At 64.6% G+C, this 11,687-nt stretch carries 11 protein-coding genes; 5 read left to right on the forward strand and 6 right to left on the reverse strand.

All coding sequences use genetic code 11. The features are described from left to right. Nucleotides 1–32 precede the first annotated feature (32 nt). Nucleotides 33–716, reverse strand: a complete 684-nt coding sequence (locus AC1DVS_RS20320; RefSeq protein ID WP_478025836.1) for a hypothetical protein — start codon at nt 714–716, stop codon at nt 33–35. 594 nt (nt 717–1,310) lie between these two features. Between AC1DVS_RS20320 and AC1DVS_RS20325 the strand changes: the two genes are divergently transcribed. Together AC1DVS_RS20325 and AC1DVS_RS20330 are read left to right on the forward strand one after the other, a co-directional pair. Further along, nucleotides 1,311–3,653, forward strand: a complete 2,343-nt coding sequence (locus AC1DVS_RS20325) for a GH92 family glycosyl hydrolase (protein ID WP_478025838.1) — start codon at nt 1,311–1,313, stop codon at nt 3,651–3,653. Beyond that, nucleotides 3,650–4,882, forward strand: coding sequence for a nucleotidyltransferase domain-containing protein (locus AC1DVS_RS20330; protein ID WP_478025839.1), 1,233 nt, complete (start codon nt 3,650–3,652; stop codon nt 4,880–4,882). Before AC1DVS_RS20325 ends, AC1DVS_RS20330 begins: the two co-directional genes overlap by 4 nt. On the opposite strand, the gene AC1DVS_RS20335 is transcribed toward AC1DVS_RS20330, so the two are convergent. Next, nucleotides 4,851–6,572, reverse strand: coding sequence for an ATP-binding cassette domain-containing protein (locus AC1DVS_RS20335; protein ID WP_478025841.1), 1,722 nt, complete (start codon nt 6,570–6,572; stop codon nt 4,851–4,853). The genes AC1DVS_RS20330 and AC1DVS_RS20335 overlap by 32 nt on opposite strands. A 122-nt stretch (nt 6,573–6,694) precedes the next feature. Here AC1DVS_RS20335 and AC1DVS_RS20340 point away from each other — a divergent pair, with 122 nt between their 5' ends. After that, on the forward strand, nt 6,695–7,525 hold the full coding sequence (locus AC1DVS_RS20340; protein ID WP_478025842.1) for an HpcH/HpaI aldolase/citrate lyase family protein: 831 nt from the start codon (nt 6,695–6,697) through the stop codon (nt 7,523–7,525). Nucleotides 7,526–7,548: 23 nt separating this feature from the next. Here the strand turns inward: AC1DVS_RS20340 and AC1DVS_RS20345 are convergent, their stop codons facing one another. Next, nucleotides 7,549–8,886 (reverse strand): Nramp family divalent metal transporter, encoded by a 1,338-nt coding sequence (locus tag AC1DVS_RS20345; protein WP_478025844.1) that lies wholly within the window; start codon nt 8,884–8,886, stop codon nt 7,549–7,551. Between the two features lie 43 nt (nt 8,887–8,929). Continuing rightward, complete coding sequence (locus AC1DVS_RS20350) at nt 8,930–9,802, reverse strand: S-methyl-5'-thioadenosine phosphorylase (RefSeq protein WP_478025846.1); 873 nt, start codon at nt 9,800–9,802, stop codon at nt 8,930–8,932. A 76-nt stretch (nt 9,803–9,878) separates the two neighbouring features. On the opposite strand from AC1DVS_RS20350, the gene AC1DVS_RS20355 reads away from it, so the two are divergent. After that, nucleotides 9,879–10,301 carry a DUF2147 domain-containing protein gene (locus AC1DVS_RS20355; protein ID WP_478025848.1) on the forward strand — a complete coding sequence of 141 codons (423 nt, stop codon included), beginning with the start codon at nt 9,879–9,881 and terminating at the stop codon, nt 10,299–10,301. 10 nt (nt 10,302–10,311) lie between these two features. On the opposite strand, the gene AC1DVS_RS20360 is transcribed toward AC1DVS_RS20355, so the two are convergent. Together AC1DVS_RS20360 and AC1DVS_RS20365 are read right to left on the reverse strand one after the other, a co-directional pair. After that, entirely contained in the window at nt 10,312–10,659 is a 348-nt protein-coding gene (locus tag AC1DVS_RS20360; RefSeq protein WP_478025850.1) for a hypothetical protein, read from the reverse strand. Between the two features lies 1 nt (nt 10,660). After that, nucleotides 10,661–11,284, reverse strand: coding sequence for a DNA-3-methyladenine glycosylase family protein (locus tag AC1DVS_RS20365; RefSeq protein ID WP_478025852.1), 624 nt, complete (start codon nt 11,282–11,284; stop codon nt 10,661–10,663). A 66-nt stretch (nt 11,285–11,350) separates the two neighbouring features. On the opposite strand from AC1DVS_RS20365, the gene AC1DVS_RS20370 reads away from it, so the two are divergent. Next, nucleotides 11,351–11,668, forward strand: coding sequence for a 2Fe-2S iron-sulfur cluster-binding protein (locus AC1DVS_RS20370; protein WP_478025853.1), 318 nt, complete (start codon nt 11,351–11,353; stop codon nt 11,666–11,668). Nucleotides 11,669–11,687: the final 19 nt, after the last annotated feature.

The raw sequence follows: 11,687 nt of genomic DNA on the forward strand, positions 1-11,687 counted from the left end.
TGTGGTCGTTTTGATTGACCATGAGACGGGCATTATGTGCCCGAATTTTCCCGCGGCCTTGCACGGTTCTCGATCCACCAGTCATTCTGCCAGTCTTCATATCCCAGCAGCGATCCTTGCAGCCTTTCCTCAACGTCGGTCCAGGCCGCACCCGATTTGCAGGTGTCCATCAGCAGGCGATAGGCATCGATCCGCCACTCCTCGCCGGGTAGTGCGAAATAGACGTTCCGGACTCCGTCCAGATCCGGACGCCACTTCTTGATGTGCGGCATCGGCTCATCGACGATCCGGCGCAGAATTCTGCCGGCGACGACGAATTGCTCGAACGGTGCGAGATAGTCATCGAACCAATCCGACGGGTAGCCGTCTCCGAACACCGCGAGGGGCTTTCGGCCGTCCAGCATCAACGGGAGTTCGAAGTTGGTGTGCACCATATAGGGCACGTCTTCGAACATGCGGCGGTGGCGCTCGATCGCCGTATACTGGTCATCCGGCACCACCGGAGGTTGGCAGATCCGGCCGATCCGTCGCATGTCGCGTTTCGGGATATCGTAATAGGTGCCTCTGAGCTCGGGATCCTCCGCGCAATCGGCACCGAGGATATCCTTCAGTCGCTCGATATCGGCGATCCGGACGCGCCACTCGACGCATATGGTTTGCGTAACCGGATCAAGCCCCAGAAGGACGAACTCGCCAGGGGCGGAAGCTTCGATCATGATGAGGCAATATCCGTCCGGGTCACGTCCAATCTATAGCGGCTCGTCAGCTACCACCAAAAGCAGGCATTCGCGATGTAAGCGCGCGCAATCTGGATCAGCCAGAGCGCTGCCCCGAAAGGGTCGACGCTTCGATGCCCGATTCAAATTCCCGCCGGACAGGTTATCATGCCGCATCCGCAGTGCGCACCGGGAATCCGGGGGGGTGGACGATATAGTAATATAGTTTGAATTAATACTTGGTCATAAAGAAATAGCGAAGCGCAAGATATGTAATTGACATAATTATTAAAGATTGCATGAAATACTAATCGTCGATATTTTCTCAAAACTGTTCTTGGCCTTCAAACGCCTATAAAGCGCAATACATGCACTCCGTGCACAGGCGCCGTTAACGTGAAATTCGCCCCCTCGTTGAAGGAGTGACAAAAATCCGCGATATTTGAGCAATCCCCGCAGATTCCAACCTTTATACTTGGAAGCCGCTTTACGCCTCCAATCTCCCCGGCCGCGTGGGTCTGCCCGGGCGTGCCCTGGCCGCCGCAATGGCCATCTTCGCTTCACCGCCGCTGCCACCTGTGGTTTAAGGCCCGCATGAGCCGCCTCCCGATCGCCGCGAAAGCATTGCTGCTCTGCTTCGCCTTTGCCGCCATGCCGGTCGCAGGCGACGTCCCGTCGCCGTCGCCGAGCGATCTGGTCGATCCCTTTATCGGCACCGGCGGGGAGGGGCACACCTTTCCCGGCGCCACCGCGCCGTTCGGGATGATCCAACTCAGCCCCGATACCGACATCAAGCCGTTCAAGCAGAGCTATAAATGGGCGGCCGGCTATCGCTATGAGGATCCGACCATCCTCGGCTTCTCGCACACCCATTTCTCGGGCGCGGGGCATAGCGATCTCGGCGATATCCTCGTCACGCCCGCGGTTGGCGACGATGTGCCGCTTGAGCCCGGCGATCCCGCCAAGCCCGGCTCAGGCTATCGCTCCCGCTTCAGCCACGCGACCGAAGTTGCGACGCCCGGCTATTATGCTGTCACGCTGAGCGACCCCGGCGTCCGCGCCGAGATGACGGCTGGCACCCGCATCGGCGTTCATCGCTACGGCTTCCCCACAGGCAAGCCTGCGCACCTGATCGTCGATCTGCGGTCGAGCATCTATAATTATCCCGGCAAGATCCTCTGGTCGACTGTCCGACTGTGGCCCGACGGCACCATTACCGGCCTGCGCGAGACGCGGGGCTGGGCACCGGCGCGCAAGCTATATTTCGCAATGCGCTTCTCCGCGCCCCTCACCGGCCACGCCTTCATCAACCGCGAGGAGGATATCCCGTACAAGGGCTTCCAAGGCCCGGGGCGCGGCGATGACGCGGTCCAGATGCTGGCCGGTCGAGCCCTCGTAGCGCGGCTCGATTTCGGCGCGCTCTCGAAGCCGCTCGAAGTCCATGTCGCGATCTCGGGCGTGGATGAAGCCGGCGCGATCGGCAATCTCGCCAGCGAGCCCGGCGACTTCAATACGATCCGCGCCGCAACGCACGCGGCGTGGGACAAAGCGCTCGGCGCCGTCCGGATCGATGCCGCGCCGGCGATGCGCAAGACGCTCTACACCGCGCTCTACCACAGCCTCCTCGCGCCGAGCGTCTATGGCGACGCCGATGGTCGCTATCGCGGGCCCGATGATGCGGTCCACAAGGCGGAAGGCTTCACCTTCCACTCGACCTTCTCGCTCTGGGATACGTTCCGCGCCGAGCATCCGCTGCTGACCCTGATCCAGCCCGAGCAGCGCAATGCCGACTTCGTCAATTCGCTGATCGCCAGCCAGCGGCACAGCCCGTTCGGCATCCTGCCCGTCTGGCAGTTCAACGGCCGCGAGACCTGGTGCATGATCGGCTATCACGCAGTGCCGATCATCGCCGATGCCTATCTGAAAGGGATCAGGGGTTTCGATGCCAACACAGCGCTCGATGCGATGGTCGCGAGTGCCGATTACGAGCCCTATGGCGGGCTCGGCGATTACAAGAAGCTCGGTTTCGTGCCGATCGACCGCGAGCCCGAGGCTGCCTCCAAGACAGTCGAATATGCCTATGACGACTGGACGATCGCGCGGATGGCGCGGGCAATGGGCCGCCTCGATATCGCCACCCGCTTCGAGAAGCGCGCGCTCAACTGGCGCAACAGCTTCGACCAAGCATCGGGCTTCGTCCGCGCCCGCAAGGCGGATGGCAGCTTCCGCACTCCGTTCGATCCGACCGCAATCAATTACGGCAGCGACTATACCGAGGGGAATGCGTGGCAATATTCATGGTTCATGCCGCAGGATGAGGGCGGACTGATCCGCTCGCTCGGCGGCGACGCGGCGACTGTGAAGAAACTCGACGCGATGTTCGATTTCGACAATTCGAAGCTCGATTACGGCCATGCCGAGGATATCGCCGGGCTGATCGGCCAATATATCCATGGCAATGAGCCGAGCCACCACGTCGCCTATCTCTACAACTATGCAGGCGCGCCGTGGCGGACCCAGGAGCGGCTGAAGCAGATCGTCGACAGCCAGTATAAGCCGACGCCTGAGGGCCTGTCGGGCAATGACGATCTCGGCCAGATGTCGGCGTGGCTCGTCTTTACCTCGCTCGGCTTCTATCCGGTTGCGCCGGGATCGGGCGAATATGTGATCGGCCGGCCCTTCGTCGATCGCGCGGTGCTGAGCCTGCCCAACGGCAAGAGCTTCACGATCAGCGCCGATCGGCTGTCGGACAGAAACCGCTACGTCGGCCAGGTCTTCCTCAACGGCAAAGCCCTGACCCGCGGCTTCATCCGCCATGCAGAGATCGAGGCGGGCGGCGAGCTCCGCTTCGTCATGCAGGCGATCCCCAACAAAAGCTGGGCGACGGCGGAAACGGCGCGGCCTTTCTCGATGACCGGCTATTCGGCCGCCCGATGAGCAAGCGTGCGCTCGTCCCAGAGATAAGGCTCGTCACCGCCTGTTGCCGCTGGCCACCATCGCCTGCGCGCGACGAGGCAGTGCGCGAGGCGGCCGGGGCGATCACCGACTGGCCGCGCTTCCTGCGCGTCGTTCGCCGCCACCGCGTCACCGGCTTTGTGCGTGCATCGCTCTCGGCGGCCGGGGTTCGCCTTGCTGTCCCGGTCGCGTTCCAGCTCGGCCGCCGTGCTGAGCATCTTGTACGGAAGAATGCAGCGCTCGCGACCGAAAGCGTCGCGATCCAGCAGCTGTTCGACGCCGCCGGCATGCCCGCGATGGTCCTGAAGGGTGCTGCACTGGCGCGGCTAGCTTATGGCGATGCGGCGATCAAGGAAGCGCAGGACATCGACCTGCTGGTCCTGCCGGACCATGTCGAGGCCGCGATCGCGATGCTCGAGGCGCGGGGATATCGACTGATCTCGCCGGTGCCCGAAGTAGCGATGGGTCCCGCCCAGCGCCGCGCCCTGGTCCAATATCGCAACGAAGCGTCGATGTACCACGCCGTCACTGGTATTCCGATCGACCTTCACTGGGCGCTGACTGACGGCCCGACCTTCCTGCCGGGGGTCGATGCCGCATCGCCCGGCCAACTCGTCGATATTGGTGTCGTCGATGCGCCGGTCCGCACGCTCGGCCGCGACGATCTGTTCGTCTATCTGGCCGTCCACGGCGCACTGCACAGCTGGGGCCGGATCAAATGGCTCGCCGATTTCCAGGCCTTGGTCTCGCGCGAACCGTCCGAGGAGATCGATCGCCTCTATCGCCATGCGCAGCAGGCCGGCGCCGGACGCTGCGCCGGTCAGGCCTTGTTGCTGAGCAAGCGGCTGCTGGGTCTCGAACTGCCCCCCAGCCTCGCCGCCGAGCTCGAGAGCAGCGCACTGATGAACCGCCTCGCCGACGGCGCGCTCGAATTGATGGTCGGCCCGGATCCGGAAGCCGAAATCCCCGATCGCCGCTTCGGCACCACGCTCTACACGCTCGCCCAGCTCAGGCTCTCGCCCGACTGGCGCTATCGCGGCGCCTTGCTCGCCAACTCGATGTTCCTGATCGACGATGTGCTCCGCGTGCCGTTGCCGCCCTCGCTCAGCTTCCTCTATCCGCTGTTGCGACTGCCGCTCTGGGCGGGGCGCCGGGTCCGTCAGCTCGGCCGGAGCCCGGTCAGCCCGAAAGCTGCCCCGACTCGATCGTGATGACCCGGTCGCACCGAACCAGGCTCTCGGCGCGGTGCGAGATCATGACGATGGTGGGCCGCGGGTCGAGCGCGGCGAGCCGTTCGAGCAGCGCCTTCTCACCGGCCGCGTCGATCGCATTCGCTGCCTCGTCGAGCACCAGCAGGCGCGGGTTGCGCAGCAGCGCCCGCGCGATCGCCAGCCGCTGACGCTCGCCGCCGGAAAGGGCAATGCCGCGCTCGCCGACCATAGAATCGAGCCCGTCCGACAGCCGCCTCACAATCTCCTCGGCACCCGCCAGCCGAAGCGCGTCCCAGATCGCCGCCTCCCCGATTCCGGCCGTGCCCCAGGTCAGGTTCCGCCGCACGCTGTCGTTGAACAGGAAACCCTCTTGCGGAACATAGGCAAGGCTCTCGCGCCAGCCCGCCTGCCGCGCTGCGTCGAGCGGCTCGCCGCCGATCAGCAACTGCCCCGTCTGCGGTGCCTGCAGAGTCGTCAGCAACTCGACCAGGGTGGTCTTGCCCGCGCCCGAAGGACCGGTGATGCCGATGAACGCGCCCGGCTCGATCGTCAGGCTCGCCGGACGCAGCCCTCCGCCGCCGGGGTGAAGGAAGGAGACATCCTGAAGCACGATCGCCCCCGGTGGCGGCAGGATCGGCGTCGGTGGCGGCTCGGCCGAGCCTTCGAGCTCCGTCTCGAGCCTGCGGATCGCCTCGAAGGCCGGCAGGTTGAAGAAGAAATTCTGCACCGACATCTGGATCGTAAGCGCCGGCGCGCTCATGCGTGCGAAGATCAGCACGATCATGATCAGGATCGCGGGGGAAACCGTCGCGCTGAAGCCGACCATCACCACGATCGCGCCCATCAGCGCCGATCCGATCGCGAACAATCGCCGGCCCTTTGCCTGTCGCTCCATGAACTCGAGCTGGCGCTCGCGAACGCGCCGCTGGATGGTCGCGAACTCGTCCACGAAGCCGGACTGGGCATTCTGCGCGGTGGCTGCCTTGAGCCCGCCGAGAAAGCCGGTCGCGCTGCCCATCATCTTGTGGTTGGCATCGACCATGCCGCTGCCGATGTCGCGGATCTTGCCCTGGGCGAGCATGATCGCACCGCCACCGATAATGAGGATCGCGACGATCGTCAGCGCGAGTGCCGGCGCCAGCGCGATGGCGAGCCCGCCCTGAACTACCAGCATCATCAGCGCCACGCTGCCCTGGACCATGAACTGCGCCCCCGCGCCGATGCGGTTGACCTCGACGCTGATCAGGCTGGTGACGCGGGCATGGCTGAGCCTGGCGATCCGCACCCATGGCGCATTGGCAAGCGTGCGCATGATCTTGTTGCGCTCATATTCGGCGAAATCGCCCTGCAACAGCGCGAGATACATGTCGCGCGCGTAGAGCATGAAGGCGCGCAGCAGCGACACGCAGACAAAGGCCGCCAGCAACACCGCGAGCCGCGCCAGCGGGGTATGGACGCCGATCCCGTTCAGCATCGCCTGGATCTCGAAATGCCCGCCATTCGGGCTGACCACCGCATCGAGGATCGGGATCAGCAATATGATGCCGGCGCCGTCGAGCACCGCCGCAAAGGCGACCAGGCCGATCGCCTTCCAGGTCCGCATGCCGGCGAAGTGCGCAAAATTGCCGAGAAAGGCAGCGGCCTGCGCCCAAAGCCTGGCGATCGCGGTGAAACGGGATTGAGCTTTCATCACGGCCCCTTTCCCACGCGTGCGCTCCGCCGTCGAGCGGATCGTTTCGCATGCCGAGGATTGGACTTGCGCCCGCACGCCCAAGCTCCTGTAAGCGGCGGCATCACCTGCAGGAGCTCCTCATGACGATCCGCCCGCGCCGTAGCGCGCTGTTCATGCCGGCCTCGAATGCCCGCGCGGTCGAAAAGGCGCGGAGCCTCGATTGCGATGTGGTGATCCTCGATCTCGAGGATTCGGTCGCACCCGATCTCAAGGCGAGCGCGCGCGAGCAGGCAATTGCGGCTGCTGCGGCGGGCGGATTTGGCGCGCGCGAGCTGCTCGTCCGGGTCAACGCTCTCGATACACCCTGGGGTGCGGATGATTGCCGCGCGGTCGCTGACGCAGGGTTCGCTGCGGTGGTGCTGCCGAAGGTCTCGCACCCCGCCGATCTCGAAGCCGCGCGTGCCTTGCTCGGCACAGTTCCGTTATGGGCGATGATCGAGACCTGCGCCGGCATGCTCGATCTGTCGGCCATCGTCGCGTCGGCCGGGGTCAATCGTCTGGAATGCCTGCTCGCGGGCACCAATGATCTCGCCAAGGAAATGCGCTGCACGCCCGGGCCGGAGCGCACACCTCTGCTCGGCCACCTCGCGATGATCGTCACCGCAGCGCGCTCGGCCGGCCTGATCGCGCTCGACGGCGTGTGTAACGTGATCGAAGACGGCGAGGTGCTCGCCGCCGAATGCGCGCAGGGAGCTGCCTTCGGTTTCGACGGCAAATCGCTGATCCACCCCGCCCAGATCGCCGCCGCCAACCGCGCCTACGCTCCGACAGAGGATGCGGTGGCCTGGGCCGAACGCATCATTGCCGCCTTCGCGCTGCCCGAGAACGCTGAGAAGGGCGTCATCCGCGTTGACGGCGAAATGGTCGAGCTGCTCCATCTGGAGCAGGCGAAGCGGATAGTGGCCTCATAGTTCCTCCCCGGAACGGGGAGGAACTAAAAGAAGCTCACGAGCAGCATCAGATTCAACCCGATCACCGTCGCGGCTATCACCCAGGCTGCAAGCTTCAGCCACAATGGATTGACCAGCGCCCCCATCTGGTTGCGGTCGCTGGTGAAGCTGACGAGCGGTACCACGGCGAAAGGAAGCTGGAGACTGAGCACCACCTGGCTGAGCACGAGCAATCGTGTCGCGCCCGAATCGCCCATCAGCGCAACGACGATGACCGCCGGGACGATCGCAGCCAGCCGGGTCACCATCCGCCGCAGGTAGATCGGCAGTTTCAGGTTGAGGAATCCCTCCGCGACAATCTGCCCTGCGAGCGTCCCGGTCACGGTCGAGTTCTGCCCTGAGGCGAGCAAGGCAACCGCGAACAACACGCTCGCAGCGCCCGCGCCAAGCATCGGCGACAGCAGCCGATACGCCTCGCCGATCTCTGCGACATCGGTCCGCCCTGCGGTGTGGAAAGTGGCCGCCGCGAGGATCAGGATCGAGGCGTTGATGAACAGCGCCAGGGTCAGCGCCACGGTGCTGTCGATCGTCGCATGGCGCACGGCGTCGCGCTTGCCCGCCTCGTCCTGGCCGAAGCGGCGGGTCTGCACGATCGAGCTGTGCAGATAGAGATTATGCGGCATCACCGTCGCCCCGAGAATGCCGATCGCGATATAGAGCATCGCCGGATTGGTGACGATCTGGGTCGAGGGGATCGCGCCGCCCATGATCGCCGCGATGCTGGGCTGTGCGATCGCCAGCTCATAGGCGAAGCACCCCGCGATCACGATCAGCAGTGTGACGATGAATGCCTCGAGCTTGCGGAACCCGTATCGCTGGAGCGCGAGGATCAGCAGCACGTCGAATGCGGTCAGGCACACGCCGGCGACGAGCGGCAGCCCGAACAGCAATTGCAGCGCGATCGCGGTGCCGAGCACTTCAGCCAGATCGCAGGCGATGATCGCGAGCTCACACAAGACCCAGAGGCTGAAATTGACGACCGGCCCATAATTGGCGCGGCACGCCTGGGCGAGATCGCGCCCGGTGGCGATGCCAAGCCGCGCCGAGAGCGACTGCAGCACCATCGCCATGATGTTCGACAACAGGATGACCGAGAGCAGTGTATAGCCGAACGCCGATCCGCCGGCGAGATCGGTCGCCCAGTTGCCCGGATCCATATAACCGACCGCAACCATATAGCCCGGCCCGGCAAAGGCGCCGAATTTGCGCCAGAAGCGGCCATTGCCGAGCGGCACCGCGACAGTCCGATAGCTCTCGGCAAGCGAAGCGCGCGCGGGCGGCTCGAATTCAGAAGCGGGGCCGGGGGAAAGCGGGGGCGGCATGGATTTTTCCTCTCGCATGCGCGTCACCGCGTCAATCGCCAGCTTACTTGCGGAGGACGCGGCCGGCCACGGCGTCGAGCTTTGCCAGCAACGCCGGATCTCGCGCCTCGGGCGCGGTGATCAACGCGTGGTCCAGCACCGTGTCGAGCGGGGAAGGGGTGCGTTCGGCGGGGAGAGCTGCGACGAACGCCGCCACTGCCTTGCGCGCGATCGCGCCGTTCGCTCCCATTTGTGCGATCACTTCGCTGACCTCGACGAATGAGGCTTCCTCGCGCCAGCAGTCATAATCAGTGACCATGCCGATCAGCGCATAGGGAAGCTCAGCCTCGCGGGCGAGCTTGGCTTCGGGCATTGCGGTCATGCCGATCACGTCAGCGCCCCATTGCCGGTAAAGCAGGCTTTCGGCACGGCTCGAGAATTGCGGCCCCTCCATCGCCAGATAAGTCGCACCCTTGGCCACGGCACCGCCGGCAGCCGTGACCGCCTCGGCCGCAAAGGCGGAGATCCGCGGACAAACGGGTTCAGCCATCGAAACGTGCGCGACCATGCCGGTCCCGAAGAAACTCGATGTGCGTGCGACGGTGCGATCGATGAACTGGTCGACCACCACGAACCGGCCAGGCGCCAGTTCCTCACGCAAGGAGCCGATCGAGGAGATAGCGAGGATGTCGGTGCAGCCGCTCCGTTTCAGCGCATCGATATTGGCGCGGAAGTTGAGTTCGGAGGGCGGGATGCGGTGTCCGCGGCCGTGGCGCGGCAGGAAGACGAGGTCGACATCGCCGATAGATCCGAACAGCAGATCGTCGGAGGGGTCGCCCCAGGGCGTCGAAACATTGCCCCATTCCGGGTTCTCGAGCGAATCGATCGCATAAAGGCCGGAGCCGCCGATAATACCGATCTTCCACTTGCCGCTCATTTGAGTGCTCCTATTCGCGGCAAATACCGGCTACCGCTGCTCCGTACGCCTACCTTCCGCTCACCGGAGCCGCCATATGCGATTTGTTTTTGCCGCTATTTTGTCGATTGCACTGTCTAGCGCCGCGCAGGCCGCCGAGCCGATTACCGGCAATTGGGTGTCTCAGGACGGGAAGGGCATCGTCACCATCGCGCCGTGCGGGAATGCGCTGTGCGGCCATATCACCCGCTTCACCGAAAAGGGCAGGATCGAGGGTCCGGCGACGGACAGCCACAATCCGAACCCGGCGCTGCGCTCGCGTTCGCTGATCGGAGTCCAGGTACTGACGGGCTTCACCGCAGAAGGCACCGAGTGGCGCGGGTCGCTCTACTATCCGTTCGGGGGCAAGACGTACCGCGCTTTTATCAGTCGAAATCCCGACAACAGCCTGAAAGTGCGGGGCTGCTGGTACTTCCTCTGCCGCACGGTGAAATGGCCTGCGGCCGAGGGCGTGCGATAACCTGAGACGGTCAGGCGTCGGCCCCTTCCAGCCGGCTCAGCCAGGCCTGCGCCTGCTTTGCTTCGCCAACCGCCTGCGGCGATTTTGGCTTGCCGCGCGACGCGAGAAACTCCTGATGCAGCGCGAAGGGTTCGATACCCAGTTGCGTTCGCATCTCGTCGATCTCCTCGCCGAGCGCCACGATCGGGTCACCCAGCGCCGCCATCCGGAGGCGGGAGGCTTTGTCCTGGTTATGATCGAACAACCCCCATTTTCCCGATGCCGTGATCCGCAGGGCGGCAATCAGCGCCGCGCGATACTCCGCTTCGAGTTCAGCGCGGTGCTCGTCGAGACGTTCAAGGCGGGCGCCTCGGGCCATATCAGATCACTTTCATGTCAGCGGCATAATGATGCCAGGCGAAGATCGCTGCCGCGCCGCGATGCGGCCGCCACGCTTCCGCCAGCTCGCGGGTCAGCTGCTCGCTCGGCCGCGCCTCATGGCCGAGGATACGGCCAATCTCGATCTGCACGGCAAGATCGCCAGCGGGCCAGATGTCCGGCCGCCCTTCGGCAAACAACAGATATACCTCGGCCGACCAGCGCCCGATGCCCTTCACCCGCACCAACGCTGCGACTGCTTCGTCGTCGTCGGTGGGGAGATTGTCGAGGTCGAGCCGGCCGCTCGTCACCTCTTCGGCAAGGCTCCGCGCATAGCTCGCCTTCTGCCGTGACAGCCCGGCTTCGCGCAGCTGCTCGTCGCTCGCGCGGGCAATATTGCCGGGGTCGTCGAGGCTCCCGACGATTCCCTCGAGCTTGCGCCACACCGACTCCGCCGCCTTGGTGCTGACCTGCTGGCCCACGATCGTGCGGAGCAGGGTCGCATAGCCGCGCGCGCGGATGCGGGGCTCGGGATAGCCCGCACGCGTTATCGCCGCGGCGATGGCCGGCTCGCGCTGGCTCAGCGCATCTAGCGCGGTGCGCAGCTGGTCGGCGCTCAGGCCCATATCATGTTCCCTTGATTAGCAACGCATGTGGCTGCATGGCGACGCCGAACCCGTGAGGAGGATTTGATGCCCAAGCTTATCGTCGTGACCCGCGAAGGGGAAGAACGCGAGATCATCGGCGAAGCTGGCCTTTCGGTCATGGAAGTGATCCGCGACGCCGGGATCGATGAAGTCCTGGCGCTGTGCGGCGGTTGCTGCAGCTGCGCCACCTGCCATGTCCATGTCGACCCGGAATTTGCGTCCAAACTGCCGAAAATGAGCGAAGACGAGAATGACCTGCTCGATTCGTCCGCCGATCGCGACGAGCGCTCGCGGCTGTCATGCCAGATCGAGTTCTCGGACGCGCTTGACGGCCTGCGGGTGACCGTCGCCGCGGAGGATTGAGCCTCTCAAGCCCCTCCCC

This window comes from Sphingomonas sp. P3_C5, assembly GCF_056402635.1.